The 22,030-nt window shown below is 35.4% G+C and carries 22 protein-coding genes; 4 read left to right on the top strand and 18 right to left on the bottom strand.

The window, feature by feature from the left end; all coding sequences use genetic code 11:
• Window positions 1-56: 56 nt before the first annotated feature.
• The gene (locus tag JNUCC83_RS11360) at window positions 57-1,739 is read left to right on the top strand and encodes an IS1182 family transposase (protein WP_454460063.1); all 1,683 of its coding nucleotides are present in this window, start codon (window positions 57-59) and stop codon (window positions 1,737-1,739) included.
• Here the strand turns inward: JNUCC83_RS11360 and JNUCC83_RS11355 are convergent.
• Window positions 1,723-2,352 (bottom strand): lysophospholipid acyltransferase family protein, encoded by a 630-nt coding sequence (locus JNUCC83_RS11355; RefSeq protein WP_454460062.1) that lies wholly within the window; start codon window positions 2,350-2,352, stop codon window positions 1,723-1,725. The genes JNUCC83_RS11360 and JNUCC83_RS11355 overlap by 17 nt on opposite strands.
• 129 nt (window positions 2,353-2,481) lie before the next feature.
• Here JNUCC83_RS11355 and JNUCC83_RS11350 point away from each other — a divergent pair, with 129 nt between their 5' ends.
• Both JNUCC83_RS11350 and JNUCC83_RS11345 read left to right on the top strand, forming a co-directional pair.
• A complete protein-coding gene (locus tag JNUCC83_RS11350) occupies window positions 2,482-3,228 on the top strand; it encodes a tRNA1(Val) (adenine(37)-N6)-methyltransferase (protein WP_454460061.1) in 747 nt (248 codons plus the stop codon).
• Window positions 3,215-3,478 carry a GIY-YIG nuclease family protein gene (locus JNUCC83_RS11345; protein WP_454460060.1) on the top strand — a complete coding sequence of 88 codons (264 nt, stop codon included), beginning with the start codon at window positions 3,215-3,217 and terminating at the stop codon, window positions 3,476-3,478. The genes JNUCC83_RS11350 and JNUCC83_RS11345 overlap by 14 nt, the downstream gene beginning before the upstream one ends.
• A gap of 214 nt (window positions 3,479-3,692) precedes the next feature.
• Here JNUCC83_RS11345 and acpP read toward each other — a convergent pair whose 3' ends face one another.
• The 5 genes from acpP to JNUCC83_RS11320 form a co-directional block, all read right to left on the bottom strand.
• Window positions 3,693-3,932 carry an acyl carrier protein gene (acpP, locus tag JNUCC83_RS11340; protein WP_454460059.1) on the bottom strand — a complete coding sequence of 80 codons (240 nt, stop codon included), beginning with the start codon at window positions 3,930-3,932 and terminating at the stop codon, window positions 3,693-3,695.
• A gap of 66 nt (window positions 3,933-3,998) precedes the next feature.
• The gene (gene plsX, locus JNUCC83_RS11335) at window positions 3,999-5,003 is read right to left on the bottom strand and encodes a phosphate acyltransferase PlsX (protein WP_454460058.1); all 1,005 of its coding nucleotides are present in this window, start codon (window positions 5,001-5,003) and stop codon (window positions 3,999-4,001) included.
• 44 nt (window positions 5,004-5,047) lie between these two features.
• Window positions 5,048-7,087, bottom strand: coding sequence for an ATP-dependent DNA helicase RecG (gene recG, locus JNUCC83_RS11330; protein WP_454460057.1), 2,040 nt, complete (start codon window positions 7,085-7,087; stop codon window positions 5,048-5,050).
• Between the two features lie 61 nt (window positions 7,088-7,148).
• A complete protein-coding gene (locus JNUCC83_RS11325) occupies window positions 7,149-8,825 on the bottom strand; it encodes a DAK2 domain-containing protein (protein WP_454460056.1) in 1,677 nt (558 codons plus the stop codon).
• Window positions 8,826-8,870: 45 nt separating this feature from the next.
• Window positions 8,871-9,233: an Asp23/Gls24 family envelope stress response protein gene (locus JNUCC83_RS11320; RefSeq protein ID WP_071456054.1), complete on the bottom strand. Its 363-nt coding sequence runs from the start codon at window positions 9,231-9,233 to the stop codon at window positions 8,871-8,873.
• Between the two features lie 218 nt (window positions 9,234-9,451).
• On the opposite strand from JNUCC83_RS11320, the gene rpmB reads away from it, so the two are divergent.
• Complete coding sequence (gene rpmB / locus JNUCC83_RS11315; RefSeq protein ID WP_071456053.1) at window positions 9,452-9,640, top strand: 50S ribosomal protein L28; 189 nt, start codon at window positions 9,452-9,454, stop codon at window positions 9,638-9,640.
• A gap of 44 nt (window positions 9,641-9,684) precedes the next feature.
• On the opposite strand, the gene JNUCC83_RS11310 is transcribed toward rpmB, so the two are convergent.
• The 12 genes from JNUCC83_RS11310 to JNUCC83_RS11255 all read right to left on the bottom strand — a co-directional run bounded on the left by JNUCC83_RS11310 (window position 9,685) and on the right by JNUCC83_RS11255 (window position 22,028).
• Window positions 9,685-10,335 (bottom strand): thiamine diphosphokinase, encoded by a 651-nt coding sequence (locus JNUCC83_RS11310; protein ID WP_454460055.1) that lies wholly within the window; start codon window positions 10,333-10,335, stop codon window positions 9,685-9,687.
• Window positions 10,335-10,988, bottom strand: a complete 654-nt coding sequence (gene rpe, locus JNUCC83_RS11305; RefSeq protein ID WP_454460054.1) for a ribulose-phosphate 3-epimerase — start codon at window positions 10,986-10,988, stop codon at window positions 10,335-10,337. Before rpe ends, JNUCC83_RS11310 begins: the two co-directional genes overlap by 1 nt.
• A 16-nt stretch (window positions 10,989-11,004) precedes the next feature.
• Window positions 11,005-11,889, bottom strand: a complete 885-nt coding sequence (rsgA, locus tag JNUCC83_RS11300; protein ID WP_454460053.1) for a ribosome small subunit-dependent GTPase A — start codon at window positions 11,887-11,889, stop codon at window positions 11,005-11,007.
• A 293-nt stretch (window positions 11,890-12,182) separates the two neighbouring features.
• Complete coding sequence (pknB, locus tag JNUCC83_RS11295; protein WP_454460052.1) at window positions 12,183-14,063, bottom strand: Stk1 family PASTA domain-containing Ser/Thr kinase; 1,881 nt, start codon at window positions 14,061-14,063, stop codon at window positions 12,183-12,185.
• Window positions 14,060-14,812: a Stp1/IreP family PP2C-type Ser/Thr phosphatase gene (locus JNUCC83_RS11290; RefSeq protein WP_454460051.1), complete on the bottom strand. Its 753-nt coding sequence runs from the start codon at window positions 14,810-14,812 to the stop codon at window positions 14,060-14,062. Before JNUCC83_RS11290 ends, pknB begins: the two co-directional genes overlap by 4 nt.
• Before the next feature lie 17 nt (window positions 14,813-14,829).
• Window positions 14,830-16,200 carry a 16S rRNA (cytosine(967)-C(5))-methyltransferase RsmB gene (rsmB, locus tag JNUCC83_RS11285; protein WP_454460050.1) on the bottom strand — a complete coding sequence of 457 codons (1,371 nt, stop codon included), beginning with the start codon at window positions 16,198-16,200 and terminating at the stop codon, window positions 14,830-14,832.
• Complete coding sequence (gene fmt, locus JNUCC83_RS11280) at window positions 16,193-17,134, bottom strand: methionyl-tRNA formyltransferase (protein ID WP_454460049.1); 942 nt, start codon at window positions 17,132-17,134, stop codon at window positions 16,193-16,195. Before fmt ends, rsmB begins: the two co-directional genes overlap by 8 nt.
• Complete coding sequence (gene def / locus JNUCC83_RS11275) at window positions 17,127-17,618, bottom strand: peptide deformylase (RefSeq protein ID WP_454460048.1); 492 nt, start codon at window positions 17,616-17,618, stop codon at window positions 17,127-17,129. Before def ends, fmt begins: the two co-directional genes overlap by 8 nt.
• A gap of 23 nt (window positions 17,619-17,641) precedes the next feature.
• Window positions 17,642-20,062: a primosomal protein N' gene (gene priA, locus JNUCC83_RS11270; protein ID WP_454460047.1), complete on the bottom strand. Its 2,421-nt coding sequence runs from the start codon at window positions 20,060-20,062 to the stop codon at window positions 17,642-17,644.
• 57 nt (window positions 20,063-20,119) lie between these two features.
• Window positions 20,120-20,428 (bottom strand): DNA-directed RNA polymerase subunit omega, encoded by a 309-nt coding sequence (rpoZ, locus tag JNUCC83_RS11265; RefSeq protein WP_454460046.1) that lies wholly within the window; start codon window positions 20,426-20,428, stop codon window positions 20,120-20,122.
• 4 nt (window positions 20,429-20,432) lie between these two features.
• Window positions 20,433-21,047, bottom strand: coding sequence for a guanylate kinase (gene gmk, locus JNUCC83_RS11260; protein ID WP_454460045.1), 615 nt, complete (start codon window positions 21,045-21,047; stop codon window positions 20,433-20,435).
• A gap of 93 nt (window positions 21,048-21,140) precedes the next feature.
• Window positions 21,141-22,028: a YicC/YloC family endoribonuclease gene (locus JNUCC83_RS11255; protein ID WP_454460044.1), complete on the bottom strand. Its 888-nt coding sequence runs from the start codon at window positions 22,026-22,028 to the stop codon at window positions 21,141-21,143.
• Window positions 22,029-22,030: the final 2 nt, after the last annotated feature.

Here is a 22,030-nt window from a genome sequence, read left to right as displayed (position 1 = left end):
ATAGCACTATCCTATATAATTAAAGTGACGAAACCAAATTAAAAGGAGTGCTATTTATGTATAAGAATTATAACACGAAACAGGTTACTTTATCACTGAATTTAGATATTTATTTAGAAGAAAATGATATCGCTTTTGCGATTGATGAATTAGTAGAAAGTATCCCTGTGGATGTGTTCTCAGTTTTTGAGCATCGAATGGGAAGTTCGTCTTATCATCCAAAAATGATGTTGAAGCTTATTCTGTGTGGCTACACTCAATCTATTTTTTCAGGAAGAAAGATAGAAGCTATGTCTAAAGATAGCATTCGTGCCATGTGGTTAACGCAATCACAGACACCTAACTTCAGAACAATTAATCGATTCAGAGTGAACCCACTGGTTCAACCGATACTTCAAGAATGTTTTATTCAATTTAGAAATCAGCTTGTTTCTCAACAATTAATTGATGAAGAAGCTATTTTTATTGATGGAACAAAGTTAGAAGCCAACGCAAATAAATATACCTTCGTTTGGAAAAAGAGCACACAACGTTATGAAGAATCTTTGAGAGAGAAGTCAAAGTCCTATTATCAACAACTTGTAGAAGAGCAAATTATTCCATCTATTTGTTCAGAAGATGATGAGTTAAACACAGAAAATTTAAAACAAATCATTGATGAGTTGGAAATGAAAGTAAGTGATTTAAGTACTAAAATTGAAAATACTTCAGATGTTCAAGAGAGAAAAGAACTTCGTTCTGAGCGTAAAGAGCCTAAAAAAGCATTGAAAGCTTTTTCTAACTTTATCTATAGAAAGAAAAAATATAAAGAACAACATGATATTTATAACGGTAGAAATAGCTACTCTAAAACAGATCATGATGCCACTTTTATGAGAATGAAAGATGACCACATGATGAATGGTCAGTTAAAACCTGGATATAACGTTCAAATTGCAACCAATCATCAATACGTTTTAGCATATGAAACATTTTCAAATCCAACGGATTTTAAAACAATGATTCCTTTCTTAGATACTATCAAGAAATCTTATTTTGACTTACCTAAATACATTGTGGCTGACGCAGGTTATGGTAGTGAAGAAAACTATCAAGCAATTTTAGATGATTTTGAAAGAACTCCATTAATTACTTATACAATGTATCAGAAAGAACACACTAAAAAATACAAACAAAATCCATTTATTCCAGATAACTGGATTTATAATGAATTGGCAGATACTTATATTTGCCCGAATAATAGAGAAGTCAAATTTAGAAATTACTCTACTCGAGTGGATAAATCTGGATTCAAAAGACAACTTAAAATGTATGAATGTGAGTCTTGTTTAAATTGCCCAGTTAGAGCATTATGTACTCGTGCGAAGAGTAGTAAAAATCGAGTGATTCAAAAAAATGGGAATTGGGAATATTTTAAGGCTCATGTAAGAGAGCTTTTGAAAGAGGATGTCACAGGAGAAATATACCGTCAAAGAAAAATAGATGTTGAACCAGCCTTTGGAAATCTGAAGGCTAATTTGGCATTCAATCGATTCTCTGTAAGAGGAAAAGATAAGATTTCACAGGAGCTGGGATTTGCGTTAATGGCACTAAATTTAAGAAAACTGAGAAAAAATAGGAAGGATATTAGTAAGAGATCACGAAAAAACAAGCATTCTGAAATGAGAGGTTTCATTTTGGAATGCTTGTTTTCTGTAAAGAGACTTTTGGGTCAGCCTCTTTTTACTTTTCTTTCTTAACTGGTGGTACATACACAAATTCTGGATTAACTTGATAATCTAGTTGATTGAATGATTCTTGCATTCGTCGTTCAACTTCAGCTATCCCTTCTTTGTCCATTTTTTTTATGTCTGAAATATCAATTGGTGTGCCATATGCAATCGTCACGCGACGTTTTGTAAACAATCCACCGAAAGTTAACGGGCCTTGATAAACAGCTGGGATAATATCTACTTTCCCCATCTTAGCAATCAATGCTGCGCCACCTTTTAATTCTTCAGAATAACGACTGCCACTAGGAAATACCATGACACTCAAATCAGTATTTTTTAAAGCTTTGACTGGTGTTTTAATCACACTAGGTCCTGGATTATCACGATCCACTGGGAAAGCATGACATTTTCTCAAAATATAACCTAGTATAGGATTTTTAAACAACTCTTGTTTAGCCATAAAAGCAAATTTTTTCGGCCAAGCACCCATCGCAAAATAGAGTGGCTCAAACCATGTTCTATGTGGACTAACTAGCACATAATTTTTATCTTTTGGTAAATTGTGTTTTCCAACATATCTGGCATTAGTATTAATCACAAACGTTAAAAATCGAACAACCGCTAAAAGTACTCGATACATTTTTTTCATCCTTTACTATAAAGTCTCTATTAGTATGCCGAATTATTACCAATCTTGCAAGTTTTTCTTATTCTATTTGTTTCTATGTTTGATATAATAAACAAATGAGATGATAAGGAAGTGACGTAATTGACAACAACAATTTATCCTGGCGAACGAATCGACCAGTTATTATCACAAAATATACAAATTATCCAAAGCTCTGATGTTTTTTCTTTTTCTTTAGATGCTGTATTATTGGCTCATTTTGCATCGATTCCTAAAAGAGGAACGATCGTCGATTTTTGTGCTGGAAATGGTGCGATTGGCTTATTTATGCGACCTAGAACACAAGCCACAATTACTGGTGTTGAGCTACAAGAAAAACTTTATGATATGGCAACCCGTAGCATTAAACTAAATCAATTTGATGAGTCCATGACTATGATTCATGCTGATATAAAAAATATCACACAATTCATTAAACCAGATTCAGTGGATTTTATTACGTGCAATCCACCTTATTTTAAGGAAGCGCCTAAAAGTAAAAAAAATCCTAATCCTTACTTAGCTATTGCGCGTCACGAAATTCATTTGGGAATTGATGATGTGTTTCAACAGGCTTCGAAATTACTAAAAATGAATGGTAAAATTGCGATGGTACACAGACCCGATCGCCTAATTGATATTCTACATAGTATGGAAAATAATCGTATTGCGCCAAAACGAATCCAATTTGTCTACCCAAAATCTAACAAAGAAGCTAATACTCTACTGATTGAAGGAATTAAAGATGGTAAAACAGATGGGTTGAGGATATTGCCACCTCTTTACGTCTATGGTGAAGATAATCAATATTTGCCAGAGATTAAGGAGATGCTTCATGGTACAAAGTAACAATCATTACTTCTATGTCTTACGTTGCGCAGACAACACGTTTTACGCTGGGTATACAACCAATTTAACTAGACGTTTAGCTGAACATAACTCAGGTAAGGGAGCAAAATATACTCGCCTATCAAAGAGGAGACCAGCAAAAATGATTCATCATGAAACGTTTCAAACTAAAAGTGAAGCTATGAAAAAAGAATATGCCTTTAAACAATTAACACGTCAACAAAAAGAAATGTATCTAAACGATAATTAATCGTTTTTTATTCAAAAAATTGCACACATGTCTTCATATTTATTTCATAGATCGGAGTTATTATTCTTTATGTAGTAACAAACAACCCTACATTTTTTTATACTTTATTTACTCCCCCAAAGTAAATAAAACAACTCCTTTTTTCTACCAGTCTGGATGGCTGGTAGTTTTTTTGTATATAAAAAGAGCATCACGATGCGTGACACTCTACATTTTATTGGTTAGCCATAATATAATCTACTGCTGCACCAACTGTTTCAATTTTTTCTGCATCTTCATCAGAAATTTCTGCATCAAATACATCTTCCAATTCTAGGACAAATTCCATAATACTAATTGAATCTGCATCTAAATCTTCTTTGATATTTGTTGTTTCAGTCACTTTATTTTCATCTACTTCAAAGTGCTCAACGATAATTGTTTGGATTTTGCCAAATACTTCATCTCTAGACATGTAAGTTCCTCCTTTTATTAAGCCACTCACTCTACTTAGTATTTTACTTGTAAATGCTTTTTTTGTCTATGCTTGATGCTCATCAAAATAGGTAACTAAATTGTTTACCACATCTTTTTCAAGCATGGTATGGATTTGTCTAATTGTGTGTCTCACAGCCTCTGGACCAGTTGATCCATGTGTTTTAACAACAGGTGCTTTGACGCCAAACAACACAGCGCCACCATGATTTGAATAATCCATTTTTTCTTTTAAATCTTTCAAACTATCCTTTAATAACATAGCACCTAACTTACTTTTTAGTCCACCGTCTAAGATAGATGACTTTAAATTACTCATAATCGCTTGTGCTGTTCCTTCGATTGATTTTAATACGGCGTTTCCAGTGAAACCATCTGTTACAACCACATCAGCCACACCATTAAATAAATCTCTTGCTTCGACATTTCCCACAAAATTCAAACTTGGCTCTTCTTTTAATAGCTCGAACGCTTTTTTCGTTAACTCGCTTCCTTTTGTATCTTCAGTTCCATTATTTAAAAGACCCACACGAGGATTTTTCACGCCACGAACTTGACTCGCATAATAAGAAGCCAAGATACCATACGTTAATAGATGTTCAGGTTTATTATCAGCATTGGCTCCCATATCTATAAAATCAAATCCTGCCCCTTTTTCACCTGTAAAAACTGGCATAGTTGTCATAAGTCCTGGACGTTCGACTTGTTTTATACGACCGACAACAAATAGTCCAGCCGCTAAAAGAGCACCTGTATTTCCAGCAGAAAAGAGTGCATCGGCTTGTTTTTCTTTGACTGCTTGAGCTGCCAAAACCATGGATGCTTGTTTTTTACGTCTAATAGCCTTTACTGGCTCATCATCACTTTCAATTTTTTCATCTGTATGAATGATAGTAATATTTTTATTGTCTGTGACATATTCTTTAATCGCTGATTCTTTTCCGAATAATAAAAATTCAATATCTGGAAAATCTTTTTTTGCTAGCATTACACCTTCAACAATTGCTTTAGGCGCGTTATCGCCACCCATAGCATCTACCGCTATTTTCATGATTGGTTTCCTCACTTTTTACAATTTAGGTTTATTATAGCATGTTAATCTAAATGATTTAATTGATATGTGGCACTATCAATACTTTTAGCTAATGTTTCAAAAGAGTTATCACGTATCCACTCCGGACGTTTCCAAAGCTCTATGGCTTCTTCTCTTGCTGTTTCTAACATGATAAAATCAGCCACCATATCACCCACTTTAAATTCTGGTAGACCTGATTGTTTGGCACCAAAAAAATCTCCTGGTCCTCGCATTTCCAAATCTTTTTGACTTAACACAAATCCATCGGTTGTTTCAGTCATAATTTTCATCCGTTCTTTGCCTTGTTCGCTCTTTGGATTAGCAATCAGAACACAGTAAGAAGCCTTTTCTCCACGTCCAACTCGTCCACGTAACTGATGAAGCTGTGCTAAACCAAAACGGTCTGCATCAATAATCACCATCATCGTTGCATTAGGGACATTAACCCCTACTTCAATAACAGTCGTTGAAACTAACACTTGTGTCTCATTTTCTTTAAATCTTTGCATGATATCCTCTTTTTCGTCAGCTTTCATCTTACCGTGTAATAAATCAACATGATAAGTTGGAGAGAAAAAGGCAGAAAGGTGCTCATATATTTCTGTCGCATTCTTGACATCTAGCATCTCTGACTCTTCAATCAACGGACAAATCACATAAGCTTGTTGTCCCTGACTTAATAAGTCTCGCATAGTCTCTAAAATACTATCCAATTGCTTTGGTAATGCCCAACGTGTTTCGATTGGTTTTCGTCCTGCTGGTAATTCATCAATACTTGAGACATCCATCTCACCATAAGCTGTGATAGCCAATGTTCTAGGAATCGGTGTTGCCGTCATAAACAACACATCTGGATGATTGCCTTTTTCTCGTAATATTTTTCGTTGATTCACACCAAAACGATGTTGCTCGTCTGTGATAACAATCCCCAATTTAGAAAATTGAACGTCTTCTTGGATTAATGCGTGCGTTCCAACTAAAATATCAATCTCACCTTCTGCCAATTCTGCTAAAATTTGACGACGTGCTTTTGCTTTAGTCGAGCCAGTAAGTAATGCCACTTTAACAGGTGTTTTTTCGAATAACTCACTTAAACTTTCCATATGTTGCTCTGCTAATATTTCTGTTGGGACCATTAATGCCCCTTGATAAGATGCAGTGTAAGCGGCAAATAAAGCTAGTGCTGCCACCATTGTTTTCCCACTACCTACATCACCTTGGAGTAATCGATGCATGTGATACGGGCTTCTCATATCAGCACAAATCTCATTCACCACACGTTTTTGAGCATTGGTTAATTCAAATGGCAATGTTTTAATAAAATTCTTTAGTTCACTTACATCATATAAAATAGGATTTCCATGCTCTTTTGCTGTTTCTTCTTCTTTCAACTGAATCATCTTTAATTGAAATAAGAAAAATTCTTCAAACGCTAATCGCCGTCTGGCTAAACGATTTTCTTCAATTGATTCTGGAAAATGCATGGCTCTAACAGCTTGTTTCTTTGGCATGAGTTTATATTTTTCCAATAAATAATCTGGTAAATTTTCCTCAACCAACTCTCCATAACTCTCAAAACCTTGTTTAATCAACTGAACTAGCGTTTGTTGCTTGATATGTTTGTTTACACTATAGATTGGTGCAAACTCTTCTTCTTGTTGTTGTGTGGCCATAATTTTTAATCCCGTTAAAGATTTTCTCTTAGCATCCCACTTGCCAAAAATTGCTACTTCTTCCGATGAATGGATTTTATTTTTTAAAAAGGGTTGATTGAAAAATGTGACTGTAATAACAGACTGTTCAATCATCATCCGAAAAACTAACCGACTTTTTTTAAAACCATAATAGTTTACTACAGCGTCAGATATAGCGATGCCTTTTAGCACAACTTTTTCCTGGTCACTAATTTCTTCTAATTTTTTTTCTTGGATATCGTCATAGCGAAACGGATAATGCGTAAGTAAGTCATTGATTGTCTCAATATGTAATGTTTTAAGTGTTTCCACTCGTTTAGGACCAACACCATTTAATGTTGCGACACTATCAGTTAGCTGTTTCACTTTGACTCCTCCTTTTTAAAAAGTGTTAAAAAAAGCCAAACGAACGTTTGACTTTTTTATCTTATTCAGCTGCAAACAGATATGGATAAACAGGTTGATCTCCCTGATGAATCTCAACTTCTAAATCACTATCCATCTCAAGCAATGCTTCTTCTAATAATGATGCTTCTTCATTTGTTCCATCTTCACCAATCAAGATAGTGACAATTTCTGTGTCATCATTAATCATTTGTTTTAGCGTTTCTAAACTTGCATCAAAACGGCTCGGCGTTGATACCACAATTTTTCCTTCAACCATCCCTAAGTTGTCATCTTTTTTAATTTCTACGCCATCGATACTTGTGTCACGAACAGCCGTTGTGACTTGACCACTTGTTACGCCTTCAAGCATCTCTAACATATTTTTTTTGTTTTCTTCAAGTGACACTTGATCATTAAATCCTAATAAAGCTGTCATCCCTTGAGAAATTGTTTTAGATGGAATCACGATTGTTGGCACATCACTCACTTCAGCTGCTTGATCAGCTGCCATGAAGATATTTTTATTATTTGGTAAAATAATCACATTTTCAGCATTAACCGCTTGAATCGCTAACATAATATCCTCAGTACTTGGATTCATTGTTTGTCCACCACTGATGACATGGTTCACACCCATACTACTAAATAAATCTTGAACTCCTTTACCTGCAGCAATCGATATAATACCATAAGGTGCTTTTTCTTTTGGTGAATCAACGACTGGCGCACTAGGAGTGTCCATTAATGATTCGTGTTGCAAACGCATATTATCTACTTTTATTTTGATTAATGAACCAAATTTTTGGCCATAATTCATGACTTCACCAGGTTGCTCTGTATGAACATGAACTTTAATAATTTCATCATCAGCCACAACTAATAACGAGTCACCAATTTCATTTAAATAATTTCTAAATGTATCATATTCAAACGTACTATCAACAGTTGGTCCTTCGCCAATTTTCACCATGATTTCTGTACAATAACCAAATTTAATGTCTTCAGTTGACATATGACTTTGAACACTACGATGATGCTCAGCATTCACCATTTCTTCCATTTGTGCTGGTGAGGGTTGATAGATTTCACTTTCTACCACTTTGCCAGATAACGACTCAACAAAGCCTTCATAAATAAAGACAAGTCCTTGTCCACCACTATCGACAACGCCAACTTCTTTTAAGACAGGCAACATGTCAGGTGTTTTAGCTAACGCTTTTTTAGCGCCTTTAAGAGCAGCTTCCATGACTTCTAACGCATCATCTGTTTCTTTGGCTTTTTTCTCAGCTGCCATCGCTGCACCACGAGAAACTGTCAGAATTGTTCCTTCAACAGGTTTCATCACGGCTTTATACGCCACTTCTACACCATTTTTAAACGCATCAGCCAAATCTTGGGCGTTTAATTCTTCTTTATCTTCAATTTTTTTAGAAAATCCTCTAAACAATTGTGACAAAATAACACCAGAATTTCCACGTGCTCCCATTAAAAGACCTTTAGATAAAATGGCTGCTAATTCGCCAACATGTTCACTTGTTGCTTCTCTTACAGCTTTTGCCCCACTAGTCATTGATAAATCCATATTAGTTCCCGTATCACCATCTGGCACAGGGAAAACATTTAAAGAATTGACAAATTCGGCATTTTGGTTAAGTCGATTGGCGCCGACTTGTACCATCGCTTGAAATTGCCCTCCGTTGATTGCTTTTAGTTCCACTAAAATGTTCCTCCTCGTATATTTAACACTTAATATCGCATGATTTTATTCAGGTTGCACGCGCACGCCTTGGATAAAAACATTTACTGAGTTTGCAACAACGCCAAGCATTGTTTCAAGATTGTATTTGACTTTTTCTTGCACATTACGGCTTACTTCTGAAATCTTTGTGCCATAACTTACCATGATATAAACATCCACGGCTACACCATTTTCTTCTTGTCGCACAACTACCCCACGAGAATAGTTTTCTTTACCTAAAATATCATTTAAATTATCTTTAATTTGATTTTTGCTTGCCATACCAACAATTCCGTAAATATCTGTGGCAGCTCCACCGACAACTGTTGCTATAACATCATTTGAAATTTCAATGGTTCCAGCTTGTGTTTTAATTTTTACAGCCATTTTACTACCTCCTCAAAGTCAGTATTACCCATTATCATTCTTTAGTTTATCATAAACGCAATTTTTATTAAAGAATAATTATCTTTAAACGCTTATAACATCGCTTTTATTGTAACTTTATCATATTTTTTATTGCTTTTTGTTTCTTTTTATGATAAATTATTTTAGTATGATTAATAGAATCGTAAAAATGCCAGCAAAGCAAAGGAGGGAATATCATGGCAAAACAATGTTATATAACTGGTCGTAAAGCAAGAACTGGTAACAACCGTTCTCACGCAATGAACGCATCTAAACGTACTTGGGGAGCTAATCTTCAAAAAGTTCGTATTTTAGTTGACGGTAAACCAAAAAAAGTTTGGGTTTCTGCTCGTGCTTTGAAATCTGGTAAAGTTGAACGCGTTTAATAAAATAGATATTAAAAAAGCAACCTAACTAGAGGCTGCTTTTTTTATTTGTCTTTTGATTGAATGACACACATGATACCGCTCGAAAAAGAAAAGCGCGTTGTCTCCCCTACAAATTCATTACTTGCATAAGATATTGGTGATAAAACCTCTACATTATCTAAACGATACTTAGCATCATATAAAGATAAATGTGACATAGGTGTTAAACAAACGAATGCTAGATATTTTTTATCAGCTTCCTTTTTAATCTCATACTCTCCGGGAAAAAAATAAGAAATAGTATTTTGATTATCTTTAATCACTAACCTATCTGCCAAGCCTTTAAAACGCTCTTGAAACGGTAACCATAGATTAGCTAAGAAATGATCCAAACGACCGCCTGTGCCCCCTACAAGAACAATATCAGCTGCTTTAGACATTGTAGAGGCTAGGGTAACCCCAATTTCGGTATCCGTCTCATCTTTTTCAGCAGGATATTGTATCACTTCTTCAACATTTGATTTCACATAATTTAATTCTTCTTGGCTTAATGAATCAAAGTCACCCACAGCGACATCAATTGGCAGTCTTTGACGTAATCCCTCGTAGGCACCTCTATCCACTCCAATTATTTTACTTGCACCATCAAACACATCTGGTGTTGGCCATAATGTTTTATCGCCTCCAGCTAACACAATAATCGTCTCTTTCATTATTTATCAGCTTCTTTTAATTTATTAATAGGGATAGAAACGTCATCATATTTATAAACATATGATCCTGCAACTAACACATCGGCTCCTGCAGACACACACTCTTTAACTGTTTGATCATCTACACCACCGTCTACTTCAATCTCATATGTATAATGATTAGCTTGTCTTAAATGATCTAATTCTTTTACTTTATCTAAGCATTCAGTAATGAATTTTTGTCCACCAAATCCTGGGTTAACTGTCATCACTAAAACCAAATCGATCATAGATAAAACTGGTTTAATCGCTTCTACCGATGTTCCTGGATTGATGACCACTCCCGCTTTCACGCCACTTGCTTTAATTTGTTGAATCACTCGATGTAAATGTGTTGTGCTTTCTGCATGAACTGTAATAATATCAGAGCCCGCTTTGACAAACTCATCAATAAATCGTTCTGGCTCAACAATCATTAAGTGAACATCAAACACTAAATCTGTCATCGGACGAATCGATGATATAAGAGCTGGACCAAAAGTAATATTTGGAACAAATTGGCCATCCATTACATCAATATGAATATAATCGGCACCTGCTTGATCCACGCGTTTAACATCTTCTCCCAAATTAGAAAAATCGGCACTTAATATCGATGGGGCTATTTTTACCATAATAATTTCCTCACTTTTATTTATTTTTTTTATACATCGGTTTTCGTTTGTCAATTTCTTCATAAAATTGTAAATAGTGGTCATATCGACTAGCTAATATATCACCAGTCTCTACTCTTTTTTTCACTTCGCACTTAGGTTCATGACGATGTTTACATTCTCTAAATTTACAATACGGGGAGGCTTCAACAAATTCTGGAAAGCGTTTTGGTAACTCATCTAACGTCATTTCTAAAAAATCAATCGAGCTAAAACCTGGCGTGTCTGCCACTAATCCACCAAACATATCTATTAATTCAACATGGCGTGTGGTATGACGACCACGTCCTAAACTTTCCGAAATCTCGCCTACCTTTAACGACAAATCAGGCGATAATTGGTTTAACAATGTGGATTTTCCGGCACCAGATTGTCCCATAAAAACAGTTAGTTTATCTTTAAAAAAATGAGTCAAATCTTCTAATGATTGCTTTTCAGATAATAACACAGGGTAGCCTATACGCTCATAAGAAGCTTGAATGTCTCGCATTTTTTGGTTTTCTTCATCGCTAGCTAAGTCCATTTTAGTAATATAAATAATTGGAGCAATGTCTTTTTCAGATAAAGTCACTAAAAAACGATCTAATAAGTTTGTCGAAAAATTAGGCTCTACACAACTTGACACCACCACACCTTGATCAATGTTTGCAACAGGTGGACGAACCAGCTCATTTTTACGCTCATACACATCTAAAATGTAACCATCTGTCTCATTTGTGCTTTCAAATTCTACCCAATCTCCTACAAGCGGTGTAATATTTCTATTTCTAAAATTCCCTCGTGCTCTAGTCTGGTAACGTTTACCTTTATAATCGATGTAATAAAACCCACTTAATGCTTTACAGATTTGTCCTTTAGGCATGTATTTCCTCCTTTGATACTCACATTCTCTATGAGTTATTGTAACATATTTTTGTTTTTTTAAGAAAAATATCTGTTACTCTTTATTTATTAACACTACACCAACACTGTACTGAAAAAAAGTCCTAAATAATAAAACTACAATTTTAAATAGTAAAAACGAGGCTGACCCAAAAATCTTAAAATAGAAAAATCCCATGAAATCAGTTTATTAAAACACTGACTTCATGGGATTTCTGTTTTGTTAGTTTAGTGATTTTCATTTAAAAACTTACTTTTGGGTCAGCCTCATTTTTAATCTTTTTTATCTTTTGGCTCACTTTGGCTTGGTTTTGTATTACCATTACCTGGGTTTTGTTGTTGATTATTATTCTGATTTCCTTGATTGTCACTTACAGAACTTTGAGTCGTTTCACTCGAATCAGTGGTTTCGCTTGAATGAGTTGTTGAACTACTTGGTTCTGTTTTAATTGGTTCTGGTCCCATAGAATAAATCACCTGTATATAATCCCCTTTTTTAACAGGCGTTCCACCTGCTGGTACGGTATAAAGGACTTGGCCTTGTGGTACTGATGAGCTATAGTCTTGTGATGACCCTTGTAATATCAACCCTTCACTATCTATGTAGCGTGCAACTTGCTCACGTGTATAACCTGCCAAATAAGCTAACGAAAAGCTATCTGGTCCTTTACTAATAGTGAGTGTGATTCTCTCGTTTTCTGGAACAATCTCCGTTCCTTCCTTAATGCTTTGAGAGATAATATTACCTTTATCCACCTCACTTGATGTCTCTTGCTTTTCAGTAATGTTGTCCTCTTTAAAACCAAATTTTAATAATGCTTGTTTGGCTTCACTAGTTGACATTCCCTCAACATCAATCATAGAAACTGCCTTTTTACCTTTACTAACATATAAAACAATTTCTGTTTTTTCCTTGACCCTAGTACCAATCGGAGGTTGTGTTTTCACCACATTCCCTTCCTCTATCTTGTCATCTGATATTTCCTCAATTTTAGGGTTAATCTTTATCTTTTTAGCTTCTAATACCCTAATTGCTTCAGCTTGTGACATATTTTCTACATCAGGGATTACAACCTCATCTTTTTTCGTTCCTAATGCAAATAGTCCCACTCCTATAACAACTAAAACAGCTATTATTCCAACAATAATCTTCCATTTTTTCTTAGATTTTGATGGAGGTGTTTCTTTGTCATGTGTATCGTCAGATAAATCTAAATTTGATTCTTCCAATGGCATTTTCGATACGACTGGATCAGGTTCTTTAACAGGTGTTAACATGATTGTTTCATCTGTCATTGAACTTGGTGTATATATTGGTTCATTAGCTCTTTCAGGGCTCAGTGATGTACTTAAATCAGAGTACATTTCATTCACTGTTTTATATCTATCAGAAACTTCTTTTGCTGTTGCATGCAATACAACATTCTCCAACGCTTGTGGAATATTTGGGTTGTACTGACGAACTGACGGAACCTCTTTTTGAAAATGTTTTAAAGCAATGGATACAGCAGACTCTCCTTCGAACGGAACCGTCCCTGTCAATAGCTCATACAAAATGATTCCTAATGCATAAATATCAGACTGTCTAGTAGACATACCTCCCCTAGCTTGTTCTGGTGACAAATAATGCACTGAACCGAGCAAGGTATTTGTTTGTGTTAACGACGTTTCAGAAAGTGCAATAGCGATACCAAAATCTGTTATTTTTACATTCCCTTGTTCATCCACTAAAATGTTTTGCGGTTTTAAATCACGATGAATAATGCCATGTTCATGCGCTAGGGACACAGCAGATAAAATCTGTTCCATCATGTAAACTACCGTATCAAGTGGAATTGGCGAATAATTACGAATATAGTGCTTTAAGTCCGTTCCTCGAACATACTCCATCACAATATATTGCATACCATTTTCTTCACCAACATCGTATACACTAACGATATTTGGATGAACCATCTCTGTAGCAGCTAGTGCTTCTCTTTGAAAACGTCTAATGGCATTTTGATCATCTTGAAAGTCAAACCGTAGCACTTTTATCGCTACTTCCCGATTTAAAATCAAATCACGAGCTAAATAAACATTCGCCATTCCACCACTACCGATATTACCAATAATCTCGTAGCGTCCCCCTATTTTTGTTCCGATGCTTATCATGGTGTATCCTCCTGTACTTCATCATCAAAGTCGATTAGTAGCACGGTAATATTATCCGTCCCACCAGCAGCATTCGCCTCTTCTATCAACTGGTTCACTCGTTCTTTTAATGGCATACCTTCAAGTAAAATATTTTTTATTTCATCATTAGACAGCATATTGGTTAATCCATCCGAACACAACAAGAAAATATCTTTCGCTTGTCTTTCTACAGTAGACATATCTACTTCTACTTCACCTGGCACACCAATAGAGCGAACTAATATATTTTTTTTCGGATGATTTTGTGCCATTTCTACAGAAATTTCTCCTGTTTTTATCAATTCATTCACTAATGAATGGTCATCCGTTAACTGCTTCATCTCTTCATTTCTTACAATATAGGCTCGGCTATCTCCAACATGAGCAAGAATAATTTCTTTTTCTAACATAACAACAGCAACAATCGTTGTTCCCATACCAAACATTTCTGGATGGGTACTTCCTTTATCAAAAATACGTGCGTTTTCTTCTTGAATGTGTTGGATTAGCCACTCACAAACATCTTCTTTTTGAGTCAACATGGTCTCTTCCCAAACATCGCCTAATCCAGTAACGGCAAGATAACTTGCTGTATCGCCAGCTTGATGTCCACCCATTCCGTCAGCCACGATTGCTAGCGTAATCTGATGTTTGTTTTTATAGACACCAACAGTATCTTGATTGTTTTTTCTTTTACGTCCTACACTTGTTTGGAATTCAATTTGCATGTTTACACTCCCTTAGTCTATGCTTTTCGTCTAAAACAACTGATAAAAAATCCATCCGTATGATAATGATGTGGGTAAATTTGTAACTGTTTATTCTTATAACTTTTAGTTAATTTTTCTGCACCAACTACATCTATCAACTCAAAATCCGGATGTTTGTTTAAAAACTTATCAACAACATCTCTATTTTCTTCATGTGTCAGTGTACATGTGCTATATGTTATTATACCCCATTGAGCTACTTTTGGTACAATACTTTCTAAAATTTCCAATTGAATCCGCTGTAAATTCATGAAATCATCAGGAGATTTATGATATTTAATATCAGGTTTTCGGCGTAATAACCCTAATCCAGAGCAAGGTGCATCAATTAATACTCTATTAAAATAATCATCTGGAAATTCATTTGAAACATCTCTTGCATCAAGTAGTCTTGGTTCGACGACATCTTCTACATGTAGTCTTTCAGCATTTGATTTAATTAATTTTATTTTATGTTCATGGATATCTAAAGAGATAACTTTACCACCTTTATCATGATTTAAAAACGTTGCGATATGTGTGGTTTTCCCGCCAGGAGCAGCACAGGCATCTAGCACCATACTATCCTCAGCTATTTGCATACTAGGTGCAACTAACATTGAGCTTTCATCCTGAATAGTCATCTTTCCTTCCTTAAATAACTGACTACTAGCTAAAAAGCCTTTTTTAGCCACTACACCATAAGGAGACAGTTCACTTTCTGTCACTTCAAGCTCTTCATCATTCAACATAATAATTGCGTCTTCCCTAGATAACATCCGTGTATCAATTCTCGCACTAACATGACTTGGGATTAATAGTGATTCACCCAGCACGCGTGTTTCTTCTATCCCTATATCATCGATTAATCGTTTAGTTAACCAAAGTGGCATACTAATTTCAATAGATAATCTCTCCACGTCATCTGAAATATTTTCTAATGAAGGAACTCCTTGTCGTTGAATGGATCGTAAAACGCCATTAACAAACTTACCAATACCAGGGTTTCCTTTTGCCTTAGCAATGGTTACAGCATCATTAAAAATGCCATACTCTGGCACTTTATCCAAATAAAGCATTTGATACATGGATAAATACAATAATTGTTTCACCCATGTATCGACCTTTTTAGCTTTTTTGATAAATGGCGCCAAATAATATTCTAATGTCAATTGACGACTGATTGTGCCATAGACAATTTCTGTCATTAATCTAGCATCTTTATCTGAAAGATGATGACGTTTAATCGCCTCGTTAATCAAAACGTTCGAATAGGCTTGATTATTAGCAATCTTTGTTAGCAAATCAAGAGCTGTATAACGAGCTGTTTCCTTGATATGTTTTGGAATTTGTTTTTGTTTACTCAAGTACGTCTCCTACTTCCACTGTTTTTCCGATGCCATTTAAAAAATCTGTTACACTGAGTTGAGATTTACCTGCTGGCTGTATTCTATTTAATTGCAGAACACTCCCTTGTCCACAAGCAACCTGCAAATGATGTTTGTCTTTTAAAATAATTGTTCCAGGTTTTTTCGTTGTCACATCTGATAAAGGTGTCACATCCCACATTTTCCACCGTGAATCTTGATACATTGTATAAGCCACAGGCCATGGACGCATGCCTCTAATTTGGCAATCAATTTCTTGCGCTGTTTTATTCCAATCAATCTGTTCTTCTTCACGTGAAATATTTGGAGAAAAACTAACGAGTGATTCATCTTGTGGCGTTGGTGTGATCTTGTTAGCTAATAAATCTGGCAATGTTTTTAACAACAATTCTTTACCTAAAAGACTTAATTTATCAAACATACTTCCAACATCATCTGTTCCTAAAATCGGAATCGCTTCTTGTGCTAAAATATCACCTGCGTCCATTTTTTTGATCATTTCCATAATCGTGACACCAGTTTCTTTGTCACCATTGATGATTGAATAGTGAACAGGCGCTCCTCCACGATACTTTGGTAATAATGATGCATGAACATTAATCGCACCAAATTTAGGTGCCTTTAACAAGCGTTCAGGTAAAAATTGACCGAATGCTGCGGTGACGATTAAATCTGGATTAAGAGTGATAATTTCTTCTAACTCTACCGACTGGCTAATCTTTTCTGGCTGAAATACAGGTAAGTTTAAATCAAGAGCTGCTTGTTTGACTGGAGGTGGTGTTAGCACTCTCTTTCTTCCGACTGGTCGGTCTGGTTGTGTGACAACTCCTACAACCTCATACCCTTCACTCACTAAACCTTCTAATACTGGCACTGAAAAATCCGGTGTCCCCATAAATATAATTTTAGTCATAACCATATTCCTCCATGTAATCAATTAATTCATCTGGTGATAATCTTTTTATTATTTTATCAGTAAATAACCCACCATCCAAATGTTCTATCTCATGTTGCATCACACGTGACAAATATCCGGACGTTTCAATTTCTACTTCATAACCATCTCTATCAACGTATTGGACAGTAATATCATCAAATCTCTCAACAGTGCCATAAATATCCGGAAAACTTAAACATCCTTCAACATCAATTGTTTGACCAGATTTTTTTATTATTCGGGGATTTATCATTTCAAACAATCCCGACTCATCATCTATATAAACAATCGCTACACGACACCTTTCTCCTAATTGATTAGCTGCCAAACCAATACCATCTTTTTTCACCATGATATCATGCATTTCTTCCAATAAATCAATTAAATCATCATCAATTTCTGTCACTTTTTTTGTTGGGGTGATCAATACAGTGTTAGGATATTTTATTATTTCTCTCATGTCAAACTCCTTTATTATTTGCACTAAATAAAGTGCTGTGGCTCCATATCAATACTCACTCGTAGGCCACTTCGAATGTCTTTTTGACTCTCTTGCAAAATAGCTTGCAACACTTTTGCTAAATGTTCCTCAAATCGATATTTTATGACCGTTTGATAAAAATAACGACGATTCATCCTTGCCATTGGTTTTGGTGTTGGACCTAAAATAATCGCTTGTGGGGATAACGCTGATTGTAATTTATGAGCTATCTCATGCATTTTTTTAGCTGCTTGTATTTCTTCTTCATGACTAACAACTAACTGAACAGTATAGTAGTAGGGTGGATATTTTCCTTGTCTTCTTAGGATCATTTCATGTTGATAAAAAGCTTCATAATCTTGTTGTTTTGACAACACAATAGCATAATGCTCCGGATTAAATGTCTGAATAATCACTTGACCTAGTTTATCACCACGACCAGCACGACCACTAACCTGTGTCAACAATTGAAACGTTCTTTCACTCGAGCGAAAATCAGGTAAATTTAAAGCGGTATCCGCATTTAACACACCGACTAAAGTAACATTAGGAAAGTCTAGTCCTTTTGCAATCATTTGTGTGCCTAGTAAAATATCAGCTTCTTGCGCTTCAAATTGTTGCAATAACCTCTCATGACTTCCTTTTTTACGTGTCGTGTCTACATCCATACGTAAAATTTTTGCATCAGGCAATAATTCTTGCAACTCTTCTTCAACCTTTTGCGTTCCAGTGCCATAGTAACGAATTTTAGTACTATCACAAATAGGACAACATTGTGGGATAGGCTCTTCATGTCCACAATAATGACACTTCATTGATTTAGTATCCATGTGCAGAGTCAAGGAAATATCACAATTTGGACAAGGCAATACATACCCACAATCTCGGCACATCATAAACGATGAATACCCTCGACGATTTAACATTAATACGGACTGCTCTTTTTTTTCTAATCTGTGACGTAATTCATTTAATAACGGTCCTGAAAAACTACCTGTGACTCCTTTTTTTAATTCATGCCTCATATCCACAACAGATACGGTCGGTAAAATAGCATTATTAGATGCTCGCTGTGTCAACATTAACAAGTGATACACATTTTTTTGTGCTCTCGCTCTAGACTCTAACGACGGTGTCGCACTACCTAATAGTACTGGACAGTGGTGATACGCTCCGCGCCAAATAGCTAAATCTCGTGCGTGATATCTAGGAGACTCATCTTGCTTATAACTTGTCTCATGTTCTTCATCAATGATAATCAACCCAATATTTTCTAACGGAGCAAATACTGCTGATCTAGCACCAACTACTACCTGTGCTTCTTTCCGTTCGATTTTTCGCCATTCGTCATACTTTTCCCCTTGAGATAATCCACTATGTAATACAGCCACTTTATCACCAAAACGACGTTTAAATCGTGTCACCGTTTGTGGGGTCAACGAAATTTCTGGCACTAACATAATCGCTGTTTTACTTTCATCTAACACATGTGAAATAGCCTGTAAATAAACTTCTGTTTTCCCACTACCTGTAATTCCCTCTAATAAAAATACATCATTTTTTTTACTAGAGATAGAGTGGGTCACTGAATCTAAAACTATTTGTTGCTCAGTATTTAATATTAATGCCTCATCTTGCATAAATACTCTGTCTTTATACGGATCGCGGTAAACTTCTCTTTCTTCTTGATTTAGCCATCCTAGCTCTACGGCTTCTTTAATAACTTGACGGGATAAATCATGGTCATCTACTAGTTCTTTCACAGAAAATTCTCCAGCATGGGCTTCAGTAAAAAAATTTAGTAAGCGATGCTTTTGGTGGGCATTTTTTCTTAATTGTGATTGAATGTCTATTAATTTTTCTTTAGGCAAATTTGCTTTAACCACTTTTATTGTTTTAACTTTATTTTTAGTTGTTACTTCATAGCGAATATCTACTTGACCTTGTTGCCTTAATTGGTGCAATTCAGACAAATAAGAAGAATCTTTTATTTCCTCCCAGTCTCTTTCACCTAATCCTAAAAATACTTCTTCATCAATATGCTTTGGTATATCGTCCACTGCGACTAACCATTTTTTATAAGTCGAGCGCATGACACTAGGTAACATGGTTTGTAAGCAAGTAATTTTAAATGAAAAAGTGGTTTTTGCCATTTCATCAGCTAACAACAGTAATTCATCGTTGACCACAGGATGAAGATCTAATACACTTTTTATAGATTTTAAAGATTGTCTATCCTCACCACTGACCGCGTCCAATCCCACAACAAATCCTTGAATATGTCGGTTTCCATTACCGAACGGAACCTCTACACGCATGCCAATTTCGACGGCATCTGCCATATCGACGGGAACAAGATATGTGAACGGTTGGTCTGTTTGCATGGTTGGAACATCAACTATCACGTGTGCTATCTTTGACATGTTTTCACCTTCTATCGAATAAAAAAACCCAAGAGGTCTATCTCTTAGGTTTTTTATTTACATTTTTTTCTCAAATTGAATACGTGCTTCAAGTTCTTGATGTTCACGACGTTTTAATGCTTTTTTCTCTTCTTCCTGTCTGCGAAGTAGTTCTCTTTTTAGTTCAGGATTCGGATCAACTACAACGTCTCCGACAGCTATTTCTTCTAATGCTCGGCCTACATTTTTTACTGAAACAAACTTGTCTGGCTCAATCATTGGCTGAGCACCTTCATCTAGTTCGTGTGCGCGTTTACTAGCCAAAATCACTAACGAATATTTTGAGTCTACTTGTTCTAATAATGAATCTATTGATGGATATAACATATTTTTATAGCTCCTTTAGCATATTTTCATAGCGATCAATCACATGTTCTACACGGTAATGTTCGCTTTCAATAATTTTTTTAATACGGTTCACTGCTAATTCGACCTCATCATTTACAACAGCATAGTCGTAATGACGCATCATCTCAATCTCTTCTTTTGCTTTACTCATTCTTTTTTCTATGACGGATAACTCATCTGTTCCACGGTTAACGATACGTGATTTTAATTCACTAAAATCTGGAGGGGTTAAAAAAATAAAAACACCATCTGGCACTTTTTCTTTGACTTTCATGGCGCCTTGCACTTCAATCTCTAAAAAAACATCTTTTCCTTCATCTAATGTTTTATTAACGTAATCTAGTGGCGTACCATAGTAATTTCCAACATACTCGGCGTACTCTAACATTTTTCCTTCTTCGATTAATTGCTCAAATTCTTCTTTTGAGCGAAAGAAATAATCTACACCTTCAATTTCACCTTCACGCATTTGACGTGTTGTCATTGAAATAGAATACTCAAACTGATTGTCATCTTTTTCAAATAAAGCCTTTCTGACAGTCCCTTTTCCTACACCTGATGGACCTGATAATACAATTAATAACCCTCGTTCTGGCATCGTGTCGTCCTCTCACTTACAATTTTCTTAGTTTACCTTCTATAATGCACCCTAAAGATTTTTTTTGCAAGTGTCTATGAGAATTTTTATCAATTATTCAATATTCTGGACTTGCTCTCTAATTTGTTCAATCAATGTTTTTAGTTGAATAACACTTGATTTCACTTGTAAGTCTGCTGATTTAGAGCCAATCGTGTTCACTTCTCTATTCATCTCTTGAATCAAAAAGTCCATCTCTTTTCCTATTGGGCCTTTTTTATCGATTAGAGCATCCATCGATTTTATATGCACACTTAATCGATCTAACTCTTCAGTTACATCACCTTTGTCTACTAAAACTGCTACCTCATTTAATAACCGTGATTCATCAATTAACGACTCATCAATCAATTCAGTCATTTTTTGCTTGAGTTTATGATAATGTTCCTGTTTTATAACATCTGCTTTAATTGCAACCATCTGACACTCTTTTTTTAATAACTCAGAATATTCTTTGAAAAAGGCATTTAAACCTGCTCCTTCTTTTTGTCGACTCTCATTCAAAGCTGTCAGTGCTTGATTAAATACTGCTAGTAATTCCTTTTCTACCTTGTTTGACTCATCATTCGTTTCCACTATTTCAACTAATTCAGGGTGCATAAGCCCACCCGCTAAAAATTTTTCAGCGGAAAAAGGATAGTCTTTATAGCGGTGATATTCTGCTTCTCCAAGCTCCTTCACTAACGAATCAAGCATATCCCAATTAATCTTAAGACCTTTAGTATTGGCACTTTCTTTGGTTACTGTAACAAAACATTCCACTCGACCTCTAGAAAGATGTTCTTTTAATAATTTTTTTATCTCACTCTCACTCTGATGGTATTCTCTAGATAACCTTATTTGTGGATCTAAAAAGCGGTGATTCACAGACTTTATATCTACTGTAATCTGATAGTCTTCTCCTAAGTATTCACTATGTCCATAACCTGTCATACTTTTCATAC

The organism is Vagococcus sp. JNUCC 83 (assembly GCF_053667615.1).
This window is presented reverse-complemented; position numbering and strand designations above follow the sequence as displayed.

Coding starts and splice junctions, on each gene's coding strand:
- fmt (WP_454460049.1), bottom strand. CDS start 17,134: ATGACTAAAATTATATTTATGGGGACACCGGATTTTTCAGTGCCAGTA.
- plsX (WP_454460058.1), bottom strand. CDS start 5,003: ATGAAAATAGCGGTAGATGCTATGGGTGGCGATAACGCGCCTAAAGCA.
- JNUCC83_RS11360 (WP_454460063.1), top strand. CDS start 57: ATGTATAAGAATTATAACACGAAACAGGTTACTTTATCACTGAATTTA.
- priA (WP_454460047.1), bottom strand. CDS start 20,062: ATGTCAAAGATAGCACACGTGATAGTTGATGTTCCAACCATGCAAACA.
- acpP (WP_454460059.1), bottom strand. CDS start 3,932: ATGTCTAGAGATGAAGTATTTGGCAAAATCCAAACAATTATCGTTGAG.
- def (WP_454460048.1), bottom strand. CDS start 17,618: ATGAGAGAAATAATAAAATATCCTAACACTGTATTGATCACCCCAACA.
- gmk (WP_454460045.1), bottom strand. CDS start 21,047: ATGCCAGAACGAGGGTTATTAATTGTATTATCAGGTCCATCAGGTGTA.
- JNUCC83_RS11310 (WP_454460055.1), bottom strand. CDS start 10,335: ATGAAAGAGACGATTATTGTGTTAGCTGGAGGCGATAAAACATTATGG.
- JNUCC83_RS11345 (WP_454460060.1), top strand. CDS start 3,215: ATGGTACAAAGTAACAATCATTACTTCTATGTCTTACGTTGCGCAGAC.
- rpe (WP_454460054.1), bottom strand. CDS start 10,988: ATGGTAAAAATAGCCCCATCGATATTAAGTGCCGATTTTTCTAATTTG.
- rpoZ (WP_454460046.1), bottom strand. CDS start 20,428: ATGTTATATCCATCAATAGATTCATTATTAGAACAAGTAGACTCAAAA.
- JNUCC83_RS11255 (WP_454460044.1), bottom strand. CDS start 22,028: ATGAAAAGTATGACAGGTTATGGACATAGTGAATACTTAGGAGAAGAC.
- JNUCC83_RS11355 (WP_454460062.1), bottom strand. CDS start 2,352: ATGTATCGAGTACTTTTAGCGGTTGTTCGATTTTTAACGTTTGTGATT.
- pknB (WP_454460052.1), bottom strand. CDS start 14,063: ATGATAAGCATCGGAACAAAAATAGGGGGACGCTACGAGATTATTGGT.
- rpmB (WP_071456053.1), top strand. CDS start 9,452: ATGGCAAAACAATGTTATATAACTGGTCGTAAAGCAAGAACTGGTAAC.
- JNUCC83_RS11290 (WP_454460051.1), bottom strand. CDS start 14,812: ATGCAAATTGAATTCCAAACAAGTGTAGGACGTAAAAGAAAAAACAAT.
- rsgA (WP_454460053.1), bottom strand. CDS start 11,889: ATGCCTAAAGGACAAATCTGTAAAGCATTAAGTGGGTTTTATTACATC.
- JNUCC83_RS11320 (WP_071456054.1), bottom strand. CDS start 9,233: ATGGCTGTAAAAATTAAAACACAAGCTGGAACCATTGAAATTTCAAAT.